The sequence below is a fragment of the Paraburkholderia sp. D1E genome, from assembly GCF_052682275.1.
The window spans coordinates 9,461,570-9,478,931 of record NZ_JBQYMB010000001.1; the positions used below are offsets into that span (position 1 = coordinate 9,461,570).

The following is a 17,362-nucleotide window of genomic DNA, read 5'->3' on the forward strand; positions in this document are numbered from 1 at the left end:
GTCAGCCTCCTTGGGCAAACAGCGCGTCCAGCATCTCGAGACTTGGTTCAAAGTTCGCGCACTCGCGAAAACCTTGCTGCAAAAACGCTTCCATTCGCGGATACAGTGCAATCGCACGGTCGAGCAGCGCGTCGCGCCCGCTCGAATAGGCGCCGACATTGATCAGATCGCGGTTGCGCTGATAGCGCGACAGCATCTGCTTGAACATACGCGTCTTCTCGAGATGGTTATCGTCGATCAGCGCGGTCATTGCCCGGCTAATCGACGCTTCGATGTCGATCGCGGGATAGTGACCGGCCTCGGCGAGCGAGCGCGACAGCACGATGTGGCCGTCGAGAATCGCCCGCGCGGAGTCGGCGATGGGGTCCTGCTGGTCGTCGCCTTCGGTCAGCACGGTATAGAACGCGGTGATGGAACCGCCGCCCGCCGGGCCGTTGCCGGTCCGCTCGACGAGCGCCGGCAGTTTGGCGAACACCGAAGGCGGATAGCCTTTGGTGGCGGGCGGCTCGCCCACGGCCAGTGCGATCTCGCGCTGCGCCATCGCGTAACGGGTCAGCGAATCCATCAGCAACAGCACGTGCTTGCCCTGATCGCGGAAATATTCGGCGAGCGAGGTCGAATACGACGCCGCCTGCATCCGCAAGAGCGGCGAGACGTCGGCCGGCGCAGCGATGACGACTGAGCGTGCCAGGCCTTCCTCACCGAGAATCTGTTCGATGAACTCCTTCACTTCGCGGCCGCGTTCGCCGATCAGACCGATCACGATTACTTCGGCGCTGGTGTAGCGCGCCATCGTGCCGAGCAGCACGGATTTACCGACGCCCGAACCGGCGAACAGGCCCATGCGCTGGCCGCGGCCCACGGTCAGGAGCGCGTTGATCGCGCGCACGCCGACGTCGAGCACCTTGTGAATCGGCTCACGGTTCAGCGGGTTGATGACCGGTGAGGACAGCGGCGCATCGGCATGCGCGCCGAGCGGGCCGAGGCCGTCGAGCGGGCGGCCGGAGGCGTCCAGCACGCGGCCGAGCAGTTCCCAGCCGACCGGCAGGCGCTTCGCACCCGCCATCGGATCGGCGATGGGCGCGCTTTCGAGCGGGTACACGCGTGCACCAGGCAGCAGGCCGATCACTTCGGTGGTCGGCATCAGAAACAGTTTGTCGCCGGAGAAGCCGACCACTTCGGCTTCGGCCATCGCCAGCGAACTACCGAAGGGTAGTTCGATCATCACTTCGGCGCCCACCGACAGGCGCAGGCCGACCGCTTCGAGCACCAGACCGGCGGCGCGCGTCAAACGTCCGCAGGCACGCATCGGCTTGGCGATCGCATTACGCGCGCGCATCGCGTCGAGCCGGCCGCGCCAGGCTTGCATGTGGGGGTTGCTGTCGAGTGCGGGATCGTACGGAGCAAGGTCCGGAGGGGGTGCAGCGGGACCCGAAGAAACGGCGGACTCATGGTTTGCAGCGGTGGATTCGCGACTCGCCGCCGCGCCCTTCGCCGGGTGCCCGGCGGCGCCCGGATGTCCGTGAGCGGGATCCCGCAGCGCGGCGTCGATAGCTGCGACTGCGGCCGCAGCGGGTGTAATCGCAGCTGGCGCATCCGCCAGCGCCTCAGCGCCGAACGACGCCAGCGCCAGTTCGCGCTCGAGCGGCGTCAGATCGCTGGCGCGGATCTCTTCGAGCGTCGGCTTCACCATGTGCTCACCTTGCCGAGCGCGGCGGCGACGCGCTCCCAGCGCGTGTCGATGCCGGCGTCTACCTCGCCGGTGGCGGCTTGCGCCCGGCAGCCGCCGCGTTCGACCGACGGATCGGTACGCACGGTCCAGCCGCGCGTTTGCAGTTCTTCCATCAGATAGGCTTCGACGACCGGCAGGTCAGCGGGGCTGACGATCAACGCCGGCGCACCGAGCAGCGCCGGCTCGCTGGCCAGTACTTCGCGGGCGGCGGCAATCAGCGCGGCCGGATCGTGCTGCACATGCTGGCGTACCACCTGTTGGGCGATGTCCAGCGCCAAGGCCGCAAGTGTCTCGGAGATCGCACCTTGCGCGCCGTCGAGCGCTGCCTTGAAAGTCTCGGCCAGCACGGCAAGACGCGCCGCTTCTTCACGCGCTTCGCTCTGGCCCTGCTCGAAACCCTGTGCGTGACCTTGCTCGTAACCCGCCTGATAACCGAGCGCCTGCCCGGCCACGTGACCCGTCGCGACACCCTGCGCATGCGCGGTGTCGCGCAGACGTTCGAGTTCGGCTTCGAATGCGCCGTCGTCGACTTCGGGTTCGGGCGGTGCGGGTGGCACCGGGTCGAAGGAGGCCATCTCCCAGCGCTGGTAGGCCGAGAGGCTCTCCTTCGCTGCGGAGTTCTGATCAGACATATGCGTCTTCCGCCTTGCCGCCTAGAACGATCTGGCCGCTTTCCGCCAGATTGCGCACGATTTGCAGGATGCGGCGCTGCTGCGTCTCGACTTCGGAGACACGGACCGGGCCGCGCGCATCGAGGTCTTCGGCGAGCAGTTCGGCAGCACGCTGCGACATGTTCGACAGGAACTTCTGGCGCAGCGCGGGCGGCGCGCCCTTCAGCGAGATGATCAACGCCTCGGACTCGACTTCCTTCAGCAATAGCTGGATCGCGCGGTCTTCCAGATCGAGCAGGTTCTCGAACACAAACATCTGATCAATGATCTTCTGCGCAAGTTCCGCGTCGTATTGGCGAACGTTCTCGATAACGCCTTCTTCATGGTTGCTCGACATGAAGTTGAGGATTTCGGCCGCCGTGCGGATGCCGCCCATCGGGCTGCGCTTGAGGTTGTCGCTGCCGGACAGGAGGCCGGTCAGCACGTCGTCGAGTTCGCGCAGCGCGGCTGGCTGGATGCCGTCGAGTGTCGCGATTCGCAGCAGCACGTCGTTACGCAGACGCTCGCTAAAGCAGGCGACGATTTCCGACGCCTGATCGCGGTCCAGGTGAACGAGGATGGTCGCGATAATCTGCGGATGCTCGTTCTTGATCAGCTCGGCCACCGCGGCCGAGTCCATCCACTTGAGGCCTTCGATACCGCTGGTGTCGCTGCCCTGCAGAATCCGGTCGATGATCGCGCCGGCCTTGTCGCCGCCGAGCGCCTTGGTCAGCACCGAACGGATGTACTCGCTCGAATCGAGCGAAAGGGCGGTGTGCTGCTCGGCTTCACGCACGAATTCCTGCAACACCTCGTCGACCTGCTCGCGTGTCACGTTCTTCAGTGCGGCCATCGCGACGCCGATCTTCTGGACTTCGCGCGGCCCGAGGAATTTGAACACCTGCGCGGCTTCTTCCTCGCCGATCGACATCAGCAGGAGCGCGCTCTTCATTACGCCTTCAGCGCTCATCGGACACCCAATTTTTCACGACGGTTGCAACGATCTTTGGATCCTGGCGCGCGATATTGCGCGCGAACTCCAGATTCCGCTCGTATTTGTGTTTCTCGTTTTCGAACGCCAGCAGTTCGGTGTCGGTTTCCATTTCCGTGACCGCGCCCGCGCGCTCGGCGGCGGGGATGCCGTCCAGCAGGACCGGTTCGTCCGGCGACGGCAGCGCTGCGGCGACCTGCTCCGGCGGCGGGAAGGCGCGGCGCAGCGCCGGCTTCACCATCACGAAGTAGAGGAACAGGGCGACAAGGCCAATGCCGAGGTAGGTCGCGATCTGCTTGGCGAGCGCGATCATGTCCGGCGTGCGCCACCATGGCAGGTCGGCATCCGGGTCGACGTCGACGGTGAACGGGCTGTTGACTACGTTGACCGAGTCGCCGCGCGTGGCGTCGAAGCCCATCGCGTCCTTCACCAGCTGATTGACCTGCGCGAGCTTGTCGGCGGTGACCGGCTGCATCGTCGCGTGGCCCTTGGCGTCGACCACCCGCAGGTAGTTCACGACCACCGCCACCGACAGCCGTTTGATGCCGCCCATCGGTTGCTCCAGATGCTGCACGGTCTTGTTGAGTTCGTAGTTGGTGGTCGAGTCCTTACGGTCGCTGACCGGCGTCGTGGTCACGCCAGGCGTGCCGTTGCCCGCCGTGATCGGCGCGGAAGCCGGTTGCGGCGGCTGGTTCGACAGCGCACCCGGCACGCCGGAGGCACCGGCCTGCGACATTTCGGTGGAAGTGCTCGATTGCTGGCTGCGGATCGCCGCTTGCTGCGGGGTGCCGTTCGGGCTGTAGTTTTCCGAGGTCTGCTCGCTGCGCGAGAAGTCGATATCGGCGCTGACCTGCGAGTGCGCGTTGCCGGAACCGAACAGGGGCGACAGGATTGCGTCGATGCGTTGCTGGGTGTTGCGCTCGATCTGCTGACGATACTTGAGTTGTGAGGCGTCCAGGCCGCTGCCGGTGGACGGCTGCGTCAGCAGGTTGCCGTCCTGGTCGAGGATCGTCACGCCCTTCACCGGCATATCCGGCACCGCCGACGACACCATATGGGTGATCGCCAGCACCTGGCCTTCGTCGAGCGCGCGGCCCGGGTAGAGGTTCACCAGTACGGAGGCAGACGGCGCTTCCTTGTCGCGCACGAACACGGAAGGCTTCGGAATGGCCAGATGCACGCGCGCCGACTTTACCGATGAAATCGACTCGATCGTGCGCTCCAGTTCACCTTCCAGCGCGCGCTGGTAGTTGATCTGCTCGGCGAACTGGCTGATACCGAACTTCTGGTTGTCCATCAGTTCGAAGCCGACCGAGCCGCTTTTGGGCAGACCTTGCGAAGCCAGACGCAGACGCATTTCATGAACCTGCTCGGCCGGCACGAGGATCGCGCCACCGGCGTCGGTGAACTTATAGGGGATGTTGGCCGCCTGCAGCGCGGTGATGATGGCGCCGCCGTCGCGGTCCGACAGGTTGCTGTAGAGCACCTTGTAGTCCGGCGCGCGCGACCACATGAACAGACCCGCGATGATGGCGACCAGCAGCGCGACCGCGAAAATCAGCGGCGCGCGCGGGTTGCCGCGCATTTGCGCGAGACCGGACAGGCGCTGGCCGAAGTTGCCGCCCAGGTTGCTCCCCAGGCCGCCGAGGTCCGCGGCACCGCCGGCCTGGCCGGTGCCGGCAGCGCCTGCGCCCGGCTGTGCGCCGGCGAGGCCCATGCGGGCGTCGGGGTTGATCAAAGAGTTGGCTGACGAATCCATGCGTCGGGTATCTCCGGGATGCCTTTTGCGTTCTGCCGCTCAAACTCGCCGAGGGTCGGCGGGCGTGCGAACAGAGACTTTCACCATTGAAATTATCCGCAGCGCGGCTCAACCCGATTGCTTGAATAGAGCCGGGTTTCCCCCCTAGTTTCGGGGCTTTCCCGCATGGCCCACTGCTATGCTTTCGTTCAGATCGGTACGGTTTCTGGCATGCCGGTCGTCATTCCCTGGAGAGAACATGACTTTGCCCGTGAACGCGCTCTCGTCGGCGCTGCAACAGATGCAGTCGATGGCAGCGCAAGCGGCCGGCGCCAACAGCGCCGTAGCCGACCAGTCCGGTGCAGCAACCACCGGTGGTTTTGCCTCGGCGCTGAAGGCGTCGCTGGACAAGATCAGCGGCGATCAGACCAAGGCGGTCGGCGAATCTCAGGCGTTCGAACTCGGCGCGTCCAACGTCTCGCTGAACGACGTGATGGTCGATATGCAGAAGGCCAACGTCGGCTTCCAGTTCGGCCTGCAGGTGCGCAACAAACTGGTGTCGGCCTATAACGACATCATGCAGATGTCGGTGTGAGTGCGACTCGGGCGGCAGAGCTGTTCCGCCCGCCCGAACGCATGCGCCCAGATGCAACGCTGTGCGGCTGCACGGCAGGAAGTCCGCCCGGCGCGCCCTTGAGGCGCTTCGTGGCAGGCGGCCTTGCCGCGCTCAGCGCGATATTGCCCCCATCGGCCCCTTAATCCTCCTTACACCGGCCTAAAGCTTTCCCGCTGCCTATCCGATAACCAGGGTACAGGCAGAAATCCGAACGCGGCAACGTGTCCGGATGGGGTGCCACGACCAACCGCAGTGCAAGAGAGGAGGAGCGCCGATGTTTTCCCCAGGACACTCTGGAGCCAATGCGTACGCACGCGTCGGCGTCGAGACAGGGGTGATGGGCGCGAGTCCGCATCGTCTGATCGTGATGTTGTATCAGGGCGCCCGGCAAGCAATTGCGCAAGCACGCATGCATGTACAGCAAGGCAATGTGTCGGCGCGCGGCGAGGCGATCGGCAAGGCGATTCACATCGTCGAAAGCGGGCTGCAATTGTCGCTGAACGTTGAGGTGGGCGGCGAGATTGCAGAGCGGTTGGACGCGCTATATGCCTATATGTCGCGCCGGTTGCTCGAAGCCAACATAAAACAGAGCGAGGCGATGCTGGTCGAGGTCGATGGCCTGCTGGCGACGCTCGAAGAGGCATGGATCGGGATTGCCCCGGAGATCGCGCGGATGGCAACCCAGCCGGCCGCGGAAAGCATGAGATGACATCGAACGCAGAATATTTCGCCCGCTACGAGGCGATTGCAGCGATTTCCCGCCGCATGCTGATGGCTGCCCGGCGCGCCCTATGGAACGATCTGGTCCACTTGCAGGAGGAATACCGGAATCTGGTGGATGCGTTGAGAGACGCGGAATCCGCTGTCAGGCTGGACGATGCGGAGCGTCTGCGCAAATACGCGCTGATCCGTCAGATCCTGGCCGACGACGCCGCGATCCGCGATCTTGCGAATCCGCGCATGGCTAATCTGTCGGCGCTGTTTACCGGACGGCCGACTCGCGTGCTCAAGGAACTGTACGGGGCGCGCTGAGTTTGTCCGCGGGCAACACATTGCTCGAGACCGCCTGACTGGATTTGAACGTGCTGCCGCCAATGTGACTAAGGAATCGGTATGAACGGAATCGACACGGTCGTCACTTCGCTGCTCGCGAACCGGGTCGACAGTCTGCTCAATCTCGCGCCAGGCAGTGCGACTGCTTCGCAGACCGGCGCGGCGGGCGTCGATACCGCGCCCGTCACTGTCCCACCTGCCGCGTCCCCCGCGACACCGCAGGCTTCCGCACAAACCGCGCTGTCCGCCGTCGCGTTGACGCTCAACGCGATCGTGAGCTCGGGCGGCGAGGCGACGCCGGCGGTGCGCGGCCAGACGCCGATCTGGCCGGCGGCCCCGGCGCTCGACGTCGAGACCGGCGGCTTGCCGCTCTTCGATACGCCTGTCATTCCCGCTGCTTCATCCGCGAATCCAAATACCACCGGTACCGCGGCCACTGCCAATGTGGCGGCGGCTCAGGTGCCGGTCGCGGCGCTCGCGGCCGCGCTTGAACAGACGGTCAGCGACAGCGGCCTGTTTTACGAATCCCATCTCGCGCAATGGCTGGCGGGTCAGCGCTCGCCCGCCGCACTGGCCGGCGAGGCGCAAAACAAGCTGGTGGCCGCCGCGCAATTGCCGCTCGACTGGGCAAGCGACGCCGATCAGGCTGCCTCCTCTAACGCGACGCCCCGGCAGGGCATGGGCGCAACACCGAACGGTCCGGCCAACGGCACAGCGGACGGCAACGCGGCAACCCGCGCGATGCCGTCGATCCAGACCGCGCAAGCCGCGCGCTTTGTGGCCGGCGAGGTGCTGGCAAGTTCTCTGTCCGACCTGAACGGCCAGCCCGCGCACGCGAGCTTGCACAACGCCGCGGCGCAACTGGCCGACGGCGCAACGTCGCAAAACTCGCAATCGATGGCGGCCGCGGTTCATCCTGCGACCGTTCCTTTGGTGCGTCAGCAACTCGATATGCTCGCCACCGGGCAGTTTCGCTGGACCGGCGAAGCATGGCCAGGCGCCAGGCTCGACTGGACCATCGAGCAGGAGGGCGACGAATGGGACCGCAGCGGCGGCGGCACGGCGAGCGAGGACGATCAGCCGTGGCGTACGCGGCTGACGCTGTCGTTGCCGACGCTCGGCACCGTCGATGCGGACCTGACGCTGACTGGCACGCGGCTCGTCGCGCGGGTGCAGGCGAGTCCGGTGGGCGCGGCACGGCTGGCGATGCAGGGTGAGAGCTTTCGTCAGCGGCTTGCGGCAGCAGGCATCGAATTGAATGGACTGACGATTCGCGAGATCGGCGGCGGCGCGCCGATTACCGCGGCGGGTGCTGCCGCGACCGCGCAGGCGGCGTCGGCGTATGCGCGCTCGGCTTCGGCAGCCTCGGCGGCTGATAAGGCTGACAAGGCGTCGGCGGGGCGCCGCACCGCTGGCGGTGCACGCCCGGGAGCCGCACCGCTCGACGATTTCGATTGGGATATGGGATGAGCCGCAAAAATCGCCGCAGTGCGGCCGCGCTCGTCTACGACGCACAAGGGAGCGATCCCGCACCGCGCGTGGTCGCCAAAGGCTACGGCATGCTGGCCGAGATGATCGTGCAGCGCGCCAGGGAAGCCGGCCTGTATGTGCATGAGGCGCCGGAAATGGTCTCGTTGCTGATGCAGGTCGATCTGGATACGCGGATTCCGCCGCAGCTCTATCAGGCGGTGGCGGAGTTGCTCGCGTGGCTGCATCGGCTGGAAAGCGGCGCCGAGAATGAGCCGGAAAGCGGCGTGGCCGCCGCGCAGGATGTGACCGATGTGGTCGCGACGGACATTGCGGACGTTTCTGGTGGGGCGCCCGGGCGTTGAATGTTCGTCCCGCGGTTGCTTATCGAACGGTTCGGCCGCTCCGGGTTACCCGCCCCGTGGATGGCCGGCCCCCGGATGGCCGGATCCCGGATGGCCGGTCCCCGGATGGGCGGCCCCGTCAAAACCGCATCATCAACTTCAGCAGCGCATTCACCCGCTTGCCGTACGGCGGCGCGATCCAGCCGCGCGCGTTCAGGCGCGTCTGCGTCAGCACCGGCTTCATCTTCGAGAAAGTCACGAAGCCTTCGTAGCCGTGATACGCCCCCATCCCGCTCGCACCGACGCCGCCGAACGGCAGGCTTTCGCACGCCAGATGCATCAGCGTTTCGTTGATCGCCATGCCGCCCGCGATGGTTTCGTGCGTAACGCGCGCGATGGTCGCCGAATCGTCGGCGTAGAGATATAACGCGAGCGGACGGGGACGCGCGTTGATCCACGCGATTGCATCGTCGAGCGTGTCGTAGGGGATGATCGGCAGCAGCGGGCCGAAGATTTCCTCCTGCATCAGCGCGCTTTCATCCGGCGCATTCGTGACGGCGATTAGCGGGAAGCGGCGGCTTGCCTCATCCGGGGTGCTGTCGGTGAGCGTGTGCAGTTGCGCGCCGGTGGCCTGCGCTTCGTCGGCAAGACGGTGCAGCCGCGCAAAGTGCCGCTCCGAGATGATCGACGTGTAATCGAGGTTGTGCGCAAAGTCGGGATACATCTTCGCCATCCGCGCGCGCGCCCGTTCGATGAACGCCTGCTCCTTGCCGCGCGGCACCAGTACGTAGTCCGGCGCGACGCAGGTCTGGCCCGCGTTGAGCGTCTTGCCGGCGACGAGGTTATCCACTGCGTTGTCGAAGCGCGCATGCTGACCGATGATGGCCGGCGACTTGCCGCCAAGCTCGAGCGTGACCGGCGTCAGATGTTCGGCGGCGGCGCGCATCACTTCATGGCCGACCTTGGTCGAGCCGGTGAACAGCAGATGATCGAACGGTTGCGCGCTGAACGCGGCAGCCAATGCAGCATCGCCGTTCACCACCGCGACGTGGTCGCGCGCGAAGGTCTGGCCGATCAGCTGCTCGAATAGCGCCGAGGTGCGCGGCGTCAGCTCCGACATCTTGATGATGGCGCGGTTGCCGGCCGTCAGCGCGCTGATCAGCGGACCGACGGCGAGCAATACCGGGTAATTCCAAGGCACGATGATGCCGACCACACCGAGCGGCTGCGGCACGACTTTCGCACGCGCCGGCATTAGCCATTTGCTGGTGCTGCGGCGTTGCGCTTTCATCCAGCGTTTGCCGTGCCTCAGCGCGGCGTCGATCTCTTCCTTGACGAGCAGGAATTCGGCAAGCAGCACTTCCTGTTTCGCGCGATTGCCGAAGTCGGCGTTCATTGCGTCGGCGAGTGCGTCGCGGTTGTCGAGCATGACTTTGCGCAGTGCTTTCAGATGGCCGGCGCGGGCTTCCCACGACGGATACGGCGCGCGCAAATAAGCATGGCGTTGATCGCACAGCAGCGCTTCGAGCGCGGCGACCTCTGGCAGATCGTTCTTCATGTGTGTCCACTCCCTGATGGAAAACGGTACGCGTCGAGGCGCGCTTATTGGTGTGTTGTCACGTCGTGCGACGGTCTTGCGAAAGGATTTGTCACGCTGGGAATGCCCGCTCGATGATCGCCGCGTGGTCGATCGTCGCCGGCAGCGTGCCGTACACGCGGCCGCTTTCGCCGCAGCCATCGGCGAGACGCGTCGTGATGAAGGCATCGGCGATTTCCGGCGGTGCGTGCTTCACCAGCAAGGTGGCCTGCGCAATCAGCACGATCTGCTGCGCGATGCGTCGGGCGGATGCTTCGCGATGTTCGGCGGGTCCGTTGAGTGAGGCAGCGAGCTTGCCGAGTGCGGCGCTCAAAGCCGGATGCCCCTGCGCATCCGCTTGCCATTCAGCGAACAAGGCCTGCGCGGCTTCGGGCTCGCGCTCCATGGCGCGCAACACGTCGAGACACATCACGTTGCCCGAACCTTCCCAGATCGAATTCACCGGCGCTTCACGATAGAAGCGCGCCATCGGACCGGTTTCAACGTAACCATTGCCGCCCCAGACTTCCATCGCCTCGCCGGTGAATTCGAGCGTGCGCTTGCAGACCCAGTACTTCGCGGCTGGCGTGACGATCCGGCGCCACGCGCGCTCGGCGGGCGCGGCCGACGACGCGTCGGCTGACGCTTCGAAAGCGCGTGCGAGTCGCATGAACAGCACGGTCGCTGCCTCCGATTCCAACGCCAGGTCGGCGAGCACATTGCGCATCAGCGGTTGATCGGCCAGATGCCGGCCGAAAGCGCTGCGATGCCGTGCATGATGGATCGCCTGCACAAGCGCTGCGCGCATTAACGCCGCGCTGCCGATCACGCAATCGAGCCGCGTGTAGTTCGCCATTTCGATGATGGTCGGCACACCACGTCCTTCGTCGCCGATCATGATGCCGAACGCGTCGAAGAATTCGACCTCGCTGCTGGCATTCGAGCGGTTGCCGAGTTTGTCTTTCAGACGCTGGATCTGCACAGCGTTCTTGCTGCCGTCCGGCGCGAAACGCGGCACGAAGAAACATGAGAGGCCTTCGTGATCGTCGGTGCGGGCGAGCACCAGATGCGCGTCGCATTGTGGCGCGGAGAAAAACCATTTGTGGCCGACGAGGCGGTATTCCGCGCCGCGCCCGCTGCCGCGCGTGGCATACGCGTGGGTCTGGTTGCTGCGTACGTCCGAGCCGCCTTGTTTCTCGGTCATGCCCATGCCGATCATGGCCGAGGTTTTTTGCGTGAGCGGCACGTCGCGTGGATCGTGTTCGCGGGCGTAGAGCTTGTCGCGCAGCGTGGCGAACAATGCGGGTTCGCGTTGCAACACCGGGATGCTCGCGAAGGTCATTGTCAACGGGCAGAGGGAGCCGGATTCGAGTTGTGCGTGCAGAAAGTAGCCAGCGCAACGCGCGACCATCGCGCCGCGCTGCGGATCCGAAAACGGTAACGCGTGCAGGCCTTCGCGGCGCAACAGCGACAACAGCGTATGCCACGAAGGGTGAAACTCCAGCGCATCGATGCGTTCGCCGCGCGGGCTGTGCGTGACGAGTTCGGGCGTGTGGCGGTTGGCCAGTTCGGCAAGCGCGAGTGTCTCCGGCCTAGTGAGCGCCGCGCCGTGCCGCTGCAGCGCCTCGCGATGCCACGCGGCCCCTTCGCGTTGGAGGGCGGCGGATAGAGCCACATCGCTCGAAAACAGGTTGTAGTCCGCGAGCGGCGGCGGCTGATTGGTTACGTCGTGGGTGTGGCCGAAGCTGTGCCGTTCCATCTACTGTCTCCGTTCACCGGATGCGCGCCGCCGCCGATCGACGGTGTGCTGTTTTATCGCGGCGTGTCGTGCCGCACGCTCAGAGGACGGCGCACCGGGCGCCGTGTTTGAATGCCGTGCGCAGCGGCCTGGCGGGCGCATGCGCGTCTTTCATCATAGGGTCGCGGGAGGGCTTTCGTTTAGAGGGATCGCTCGGACATGAACCGGTCGTCGCGCCCGAACGCTCCTTACAATGCCGATAAAACATACGTAGACAAGTGTGCTGCAATCGCTTGCATGGGATCGGAGTAGCCAGCTTTGCATGGGATCGGAGTTCGCGCTTTAGCTGTCGGTCGGAGTTCGCGCTTTAGCGCGCTACTCCGATCCCATGCAAAGCTCGCTACTCCGATCGACAGCTAAAGCGCTAACTCCGACCGACAGAGACAGGGGCTGCGAGCAACGCGGCCTCCAATAGGAGGAGCGCGGATGCAATACGACTACATCATCGTCGGTGCGGGCTCAGGCGGCTGCTCGCTTGCGAGCCGTCTGGCGGATAGCTGCCCCGATGCAACGATCGCCCTGATCGAAGCCGGTCCGCATACGGACCGGAATCTATTCGTGAACATGCCGGTCGGCGTGGCGGCCGTCGTGCCGCACAAACTCAAGACCAACTACGGCTATCTGACGACGCCCCAGCCGGGGCTGGGCGGCCGTCAGGGCTATCAGCCGCGCGGGCGGGGCTTCGGCGGGTCGAGCGCGATCAACGCGATGATCTACACGCGGGGCCATCCGCTCGATTACGACGAATGGGCGCAACTTGGCTGTGACGGCTGGTCATGGGCCGAGGTGCTGCCGTATTTCCGCCGTGCCGAAGGCAACGAGCGCGGCGCCGACGCATGGCACGGCGCTGACGGCCCGCTAACGGTGTCCGATCTGCGTTATCGCAATCCGTTTTCGAAGCGTTTCGTGCAGGCCGCGACCGAAGCCGGTTACAAATCGAATGGCGACTTCAATGGCGCGGACCAGGAAGGCGTCGGTTTCTACCAGGTGACGCAACGTGATGGACGGCGCTGCAGCGTCGCGCGCGCCTATATCTACGATCGCGAACGGCCCAATCTGCATACGATCGCCGATGCGACGGTGCTGCGCGTGGCCTTCAACGGTAAGCATGCGAGCGGGGTCGAAATCGTGCGCGGCGGCCGTACTGAAACGCTGGAGGCGCGCGCTGAGGTTGTGCTGGCAGCGGGCGCGTTCAATTCGCCACAATTGCTGATGTGCTCAGGTATCGGGCCGGCGGCGCACTTGCAGTCGCTCGGCATTGCGGTGCTGCACGACGCGCCCGAAGTCGGCCAGAACCTGATCGATCACGTCGACTTCACGATCAACAAACGGGTGTCGTCGATCGAGCCGACCGGTTTTTCGATTCGCGGCATCGCGCGGATGCTACCGCAGTTTGTGACCTTCATGCGGCATGGGCAGGGCATGCTGTCGAGCAACGTCGCTGAAGCGGGCGGCTTTCTGAAGAGCCGGCCGACGCTCGAGCGCCCGGACCTGCAACTGCATTTCTGCGCGGCGATCGTCGACGACCACAACCGGCACATGCATTGGGGCCATGGTTATTCGCTGCACGTGTGTGTGTTGCGGCCGCATAGCCGCGGCACGGTGGCCCTCGCGAGCGCCGACGCGCGCACCGCGCCGGTGATCGATCCGCGGTTTTTCAGCGATTCGCGCGATCTCGACCTGCTGGTGGAAGGCGCGCAGATGGCGCGGCGCATTCTCGACGCGCCTTCGCTGGCGCTGCACGGCGGCAAGGAGCTGTACACGCACTCCGGTCAGACGGCGGAGGAACTGCGCCGGACCATCGCCGAGCATGCCGACACGATCTATCACCCGGTAGCGACCTGCCGGATGGGCGGCGATGCGCAATCCGTGGTCGACCCGCAATTGCGGGTGCGCGGCGTGACGGGGCTGCGGATCGTCGATGCATCGGTGATGCCGACGCTGATCGGCGGCAACACGAATTCGCCGACGGTGATGATCGGCGAGCGCGCGGCCGACCTGATCGCGGCGAGCCGGCGCGAGGGGCAAGCGGTGTCGGCGATGGCGTCGGCGGGAGTCACCGGCGTGGCGGCTTGACGATGCCCCAATCTTCCTAATCTGGGTGGTAAATATAAGAAAAATTAGGCGAACGTCTGTTAATTCGTCATAAATTGTGCCGTTTCGTTTATGAGATTTCCCCAAACTTATAATCGCGCCGCGAAAAAGAGCGCGTCAGGTGGCGCGTTCGGGAACTCAAGGAAGCGAAGCGATGAGTATCAATGTGATTCAGCTGATTCAGTCTGCGATGACGGACGGTGTCGTGCGACAGATGGCGGCCCGCTTCGGGCTGCCGCCGGACGCGACCCAGAAGGTGCTTGCAGCAACCGGCCCGGCGGTTGTCGCCGGCCTGATGCAGAAGGGCGCGACGCTCGACGGCGCGCGTTCGCTGTTTGCCGCGATCCTCTCGCCTGAGGTGAACGGGCACATCGCCGAGCAGTTGCCGCAACTGCTCGGCACCACCACCGGCGTGAGCCAGCTGGAAGGCGCGGGGCGTCAGTTGCTCGAGCGCGTGCTCGATCGCCGTGTCGATACGCTCAGCGACGAAGTCGCGACCCAAACCGGCGTGCCGGCGCATGCGACGCACGCCATGACGGGTATCGTCGGCGCAACGCTGTTGGGCCTGCTGAAACGGCATTTTCTCGAAGGTCAGGGCAACGTCGGCCAACTGCCGACGCTGCTGGGCCATCAACTGCCGGCCATTGCGCCGTACCTGAACGACCGTCTGATGGCAGGCCTCGGCCTGAGCGGACTCGGCGCGTTCACCGGCAATATCCTGTCGCAGTTAAAAGCGGTCTCGGCGCACATCGACCATCCGACGCCTGCTGCCAAGCCGGTGGCCGAAGCCCTGTCGAGCATCCGCGTGCCCGCCGACGCCGTGGTGCGCGAAGAGCGCCGTTCACGCACGTGGCTCTGGTGGTTGCTTGCGGCGATCGCTGCGGTGCTGGCCTTCCTGTTCCTGCGTGGCTGCCATAGCGAGCAGCAGAGTGGGCAGCAAGGCGAGCGCACTAGCGCGGAAGCCGCGGCAACTACGCAGCCCGCGTCCGCTCCGGCTGAAGCCTCGGCCGCAGTAGCACCGGCCAGCGCCGCAGCAGCAAGTGCCGCCAGCGAAGCGGAGCAACCCGCCGCCGCGCCCGCAGCGACCAAAGATAGCCAGATCAGCTTCACGGTCGACGCCGCTGGCAAGCCGACGCTCACGGCGACGGTCGGCAGCGAAGCCGAAAAGACTCAGCTGATCGACGCGCTGACAAAGCGTTTCGGCGCTGACCATTTCGTCGCGAACGTCACGGTCGATCAAGACACCAAGCCGGCCGAATGGCTCGCTCATCTGGACGGCCTGCTGCCGCTGATGGCATTGCCGGGCGCGGAAGTGAAAGTGGACGGCGCGCACATCGAACTGAGCGGCAGCGCGGCGAACGCGAAGCTCGGCTGGCTCGATAAACTGAAGTCGCTGTTCGGTGCGTCGTATCAGATCGGTTCGTTCAACGTCGAACAGGCGGTCGCCAACGCAACCGAAAACTTCCGGGGCGCGATCAAGGGCCTGCTCACGCCGGACAGCTCGTGCGCGGCAGCGGACGTGGTCAAGGTGCTGAACCTGCAGGTGATCAACTTCACGAGCGCCAGCGCCCGCGTGCCGGTTTCGGCGATTGATGATCTGAACCAGTCGGCACAAGTGCTGAACGCGTGCGCACGCAATGGCAAGCTTGCCAAGCTCGAAGTGGCCGGCTATTCGGACAATGTCGGCGGTGCTCAAGCCAACCTGCAACTGTCGAAGAAGCGCGCCGAAGCGGTCCGCGCGTATCTCGTCAAGACGGGCGTGCCGGCGGCTTCGCTGGTCGCGCAAGGTTACGGCGACGCGCGCCCGGTCGCGAGCAACGACACCGCGAGCGGCCGCTTTGCCAACCGCCGCATCGAGTTCGTCGCGCAGTAATCATGACGGCGATCACTGAGCGTTCGTTGATCGCTCAGTGATCGCTGATTGAACGTTCAAGGCAAGCCGTTGAGGTGAGCCCAAAAAACATGCCGCCCGGTTCGCGCCAGGCGGCATGTTGTCATTTGGCTGGCCGCATTTGCGGTGGCCGCATTTGCGGCGAGGGTGTCTACGACGACGGTGTCTACGGCGCCGGTGTCTGAACCGGCGCCGTGATACCGGTCATGCCGATACCCGGCACCAACATGAAATCGTCGCCTGCCTGGCCCGGCAGCGCCTCTCGAGCCACCTCCAGCCACGCGCGCGCCGCATGCGACAGATAGCCATTGCGGCGCCAGCCGATCGCCATCTCCCACGGAATCTCCGGTTCCACCACCGGGCGGCAGGTGAACTGCGCTGCGTCGAGCCGCCGGCAGTACGGCGCCGGCAGCAGTGCAATGCCGACGCCCGCCAGCACCAGAGCCGCCATGAAATCCCAGTGCCCGCTTCGCCCGACGATGGTCGGCGCAAAACCGGCCGTGCGGCACGCATTCAATACGACATCGTTGAGCGCGAGGCTTTCGCCGTAGAACACGAACGGCTCGTTGGCGAGATCGGCGAGCGGCACTTCCTGTAGATCGTCCCAGCGGGAGCCAGTGCGCGCGACCAGCCACAGCAATTGCCGTGTCATCGGCAACACCTCGATGTTGTCAGGGTCGACCGGTTGCAGCACGCCACCTAATTCCAGTTCACCATGGATCAGCGCGGCTTCGATCGCGCGTGAACCCTGCTCGAACAGCTTCAGTTCGATTTTCGGATAGCGCTGGCGGAAGGCGGCGATGGCCGGTGTGAACAGCGAGCCACCCATCGGCGGAATGCCGATGGTCAGCTCGCCGCGACCGAGCGTATCGAGATCGTTCAGCTCGGCCTGCAACTGGGCATGCGCGGCCAGCACGTCCTGACCGCGCTGATAGACGATCCGGCCGGCGTCAGTCAGTACCATCTGGCGTCCGTCGCGCAACAGCAGCGGCGAGCCGATTTCGTCTTCGAGAGACTTGACCATCTTGCTGATGGTCGGCTGCGTGACGAACATCTGCTCGGCGGCGACAGTGAAGCTCTGTTGACGGACTACTTCGACGAAATACCGCAGCGCACGTAGTTCCACGATCTCAGTCTCCAGGATTCCAGATTGGAATGATCTGAGTGATTGTAAGTCATTGTATTTATGCCGCGGACGCAACCCGATGACGCACTTCGTATCGGCGGCATTCGTACGTGCCGTCTTCGAAAAAATTCACGCGCCGAAGGACCTGACCGCATTGATGGTGATTGTGACGGGCGTGTGAGCGACGCTGTTCGGCGAACTCGCGCACACCGCTTTTCCAGGATGGACTCCGCCGGAAGCGGGATAACATCGACGGCTCCCTACCGTTCGGCCCGCAGCGCCCGTT

14 protein-coding genes and 1 pseudogene are annotated in these 17,362 nt (G+C 65.0%); 8 read left to right on the forward strand and 7 right to left on the reverse strand.

From position 1 onward, the window contains the following. Nucleotide 1 precedes the first annotated feature (1 nt). The 4 genes from fliI to fliF are packed head-to-tail and all read right to left on the reverse strand — an operon-like array spanning nucleotide 2 to nucleotide 5,132. The gene (gene fliI, locus ACUN0E_RS42455; protein WP_445570295.1) at nucleotides 2-1,693 is read right to left on the reverse strand and encodes a flagellar protein export ATPase FliI; all 1,692 of its coding nucleotides are present in this window, start codon (nucleotides 1,691-1,693) and stop codon (nucleotides 2-4) included. Then, a complete protein-coding gene (gene fliH, locus ACUN0E_RS42460) occupies nucleotides 1,687-2,364 on the reverse strand; it encodes a flagellar assembly protein FliH (RefSeq protein ID WP_445570296.1) in 678 nt (225 codons plus the stop codon). Before fliH ends, fliI begins: the two co-directional genes overlap by 7 nt. Then, nucleotides 2,357-3,352 (reverse strand): flagellar motor switch protein FliG, encoded by a 996-nt coding sequence (gene fliG, locus ACUN0E_RS42465; protein WP_408226274.1) that lies wholly within the window; start codon nucleotides 3,350-3,352, stop codon nucleotides 2,357-2,359. Before fliG ends, fliH begins: the two co-directional genes overlap by 8 nt. Continuing rightward, nucleotides 3,342-5,132, reverse strand: a complete 1,791-nt coding sequence (fliF, locus tag ACUN0E_RS42470) for a flagellar basal-body MS-ring/collar protein FliF (RefSeq protein WP_445570297.1) — start codon at nucleotides 5,130-5,132, stop codon at nucleotides 3,342-3,344. The genes fliG and fliF overlap by 11 nt, the downstream gene beginning before the upstream one ends. 238 nt (nucleotides 5,133-5,370) lie before the next feature. Between fliF and fliE the strand changes: the two genes are divergently transcribed. From fliE to ACUN0E_RS42495, 5 genes are all read left to right on the forward strand, one after another. Beyond that, nucleotides 5,371-5,706 (forward strand): flagellar hook-basal body complex protein FliE, encoded by a 336-nt coding sequence (gene fliE / locus ACUN0E_RS42475; protein WP_408226280.1) that lies wholly within the window; start codon nucleotides 5,371-5,373, stop codon nucleotides 5,704-5,706. A 295-nt stretch (nucleotides 5,707-6,001) separates the two neighbouring features. Then, nucleotides 6,002-6,436 carry a flagellar export chaperone FliS gene (gene fliS / locus ACUN0E_RS42480; protein WP_408226283.1) on the forward strand — a complete coding sequence of 145 codons (435 nt, stop codon included), beginning with the start codon at nucleotides 6,002-6,004 and terminating at the stop codon, nucleotides 6,434-6,436. Continuing rightward, the gene (locus ACUN0E_RS42485) at nucleotides 6,433-6,759 is read left to right on the forward strand and encodes a flagellar protein FliT (protein WP_408226286.1); all 327 of its coding nucleotides are present in this window, start codon (nucleotides 6,433-6,435) and stop codon (nucleotides 6,757-6,759) included. The genes fliS and ACUN0E_RS42485 overlap by 4 nt, the downstream gene beginning before the upstream one ends. An 81-nt stretch (nucleotides 6,760-6,840) precedes the next feature. Further along, nucleotides 6,841-8,250, forward strand: coding sequence for a flagellar hook-length control protein FliK (fliK, locus tag ACUN0E_RS42490; RefSeq protein ID WP_445570298.1), 1,410 nt, complete (start codon nucleotides 6,841-6,843; stop codon nucleotides 8,248-8,250). Then, nucleotides 8,247-8,612 (forward strand): EscU/YscU/HrcU family type III secretion system export apparatus switch protein, encoded by a 366-nt coding sequence (locus ACUN0E_RS42495; RefSeq protein ID WP_408226292.1) that lies wholly within the window; start codon nucleotides 8,247-8,249, stop codon nucleotides 8,610-8,612. The genes fliK and ACUN0E_RS42495 overlap by 4 nt, the downstream gene beginning before the upstream one ends. A gap of 118 nt (nucleotides 8,613-8,730) precedes the next feature. Here the strand turns inward: ACUN0E_RS42495 and ACUN0E_RS42500 are convergent, their stop codons facing one another. Beyond that, nucleotides 8,731-10,149: a coniferyl aldehyde dehydrogenase gene (locus tag ACUN0E_RS42500; RefSeq protein WP_445570299.1), complete on the reverse strand. Its 1,419-nt coding sequence runs from the start codon at nucleotides 10,147-10,149 to the stop codon at nucleotides 8,731-8,733. Nucleotides 10,150-10,240: 91 nt separating this feature from the next. Beyond that, a complete protein-coding gene (locus tag ACUN0E_RS42505) occupies nucleotides 10,241-11,926 on the reverse strand; it encodes an isovaleryl-CoA dehydrogenase (protein WP_445570300.1) in 1,686 nt (561 codons plus the stop codon). 465 nt (nucleotides 11,927-12,391) lie between these two features. Between ACUN0E_RS42505 and ACUN0E_RS42510 the strand changes: the two genes are divergently transcribed. Both ACUN0E_RS42510 and ACUN0E_RS42515 read left to right on the forward strand, forming a co-directional pair. Continuing rightward, nucleotides 12,392-14,041, forward strand: a complete 1,650-nt coding sequence (locus ACUN0E_RS42510; protein ID WP_408226301.1) for a GMC family oxidoreductase — start codon at nucleotides 12,392-12,394, stop codon at nucleotides 14,039-14,041. A 172-nt stretch (nucleotides 14,042-14,213) separates the two neighbouring features. Then, nucleotides 14,214-15,932: an OmpA family protein gene (locus tag ACUN0E_RS42515; RefSeq protein ID WP_408226304.1), complete on the forward strand. Its 1,719-nt coding sequence runs from the start codon at nucleotides 14,214-14,216 to the stop codon at nucleotides 15,930-15,932. 184 nt (nucleotides 15,933-16,116) lie between these two features. On the opposite strand, the gene ACUN0E_RS42520 is transcribed toward ACUN0E_RS42515, so the two are convergent. Next, on the reverse strand, nucleotides 16,117-17,076 hold the full coding sequence (locus tag ACUN0E_RS42520; RefSeq protein WP_408520562.1) for a LysR family transcriptional regulator: 960 nt from the start codon (nucleotides 17,074-17,076) through the stop codon (nucleotides 16,117-16,119). A gap of 70 nt (nucleotides 17,077-17,146) precedes the next feature. Here ACUN0E_RS42520 and ACUN0E_RS42525 point away from each other — a divergent pair. Next, nucleotides 17,147-17,254 (forward strand): annotated as a pseudogene (locus ACUN0E_RS42525) (LrgB family protein); the annotation flags it as partial. Nucleotides 17,255-17,362 lie beyond the last annotated feature (108 nt).

Coding starts and splice junctions, on each gene's coding strand:
- fliI (WP_445570295.1), bottom strand. CDS start 1,693: ATGGTGAAGCCGACGCTCGAAGAGATCCGCGCCAGCGATCTGACGCCG.
- fliH (WP_445570296.1), bottom strand. CDS start 2,364: ATGTCTGATCAGAACTCCGCAGCGAAGGAGAGCCTCTCGGCCTACCAG.
- fliG (WP_408226274.1), bottom strand. CDS start 3,352: ATGAGCGCTGAAGGCGTAATGAAGAGCGCGCTCCTGCTGATGTCGATC.
- fliF (WP_445570297.1), bottom strand. CDS start 5,132: ATGGATTCGTCAGCCAACTCTTTGATCAACCCCGACGCCCGCATGGGC.
- fliE (WP_408226280.1), top strand. CDS start 5,371: ATGACTTTGCCCGTGAACGCGCTCTCGTCGGCGCTGCAACAGATGCAG.
- fliS (WP_408226283.1), top strand. CDS start 6,002: ATGTTTTCCCCAGGACACTCTGGAGCCAATGCGTACGCACGCGTCGGC.
- ACUN0E_RS42485 (WP_408226286.1), top strand. CDS start 6,433: ATGACATCGAACGCAGAATATTTCGCCCGCTACGAGGCGATTGCAGCG.
- fliK (WP_445570298.1), top strand. CDS start 6,841: ATGAACGGAATCGACACGGTCGTCACTTCGCTGCTCGCGAACCGGGTC.
- ACUN0E_RS42495 (WP_408226292.1), top strand. CDS start 8,247: ATGAGCCGCAAAAATCGCCGCAGTGCGGCCGCGCTCGTCTACGACGCA.
- ACUN0E_RS42500 (WP_445570299.1), bottom strand. CDS start 10,149: ATGAAGAACGATCTGCCAGAGGTCGCCGCGCTCGAAGCGCTGCTGTGC.
- ACUN0E_RS42505 (WP_445570300.1), bottom strand. CDS start 11,926: ATGGAACGGCACAGCTTCGGCCACACCCACGACGTAACCAATCAGCCG.
- ACUN0E_RS42510 (WP_408226301.1), top strand. CDS start 12,392: ATGCAATACGACTACATCATCGTCGGTGCGGGCTCAGGCGGCTGCTCG.
- ACUN0E_RS42515 (WP_408226304.1), top strand. CDS start 14,214: ATGAGTATCAATGTGATTCAGCTGATTCAGTCTGCGATGACGGACGGT.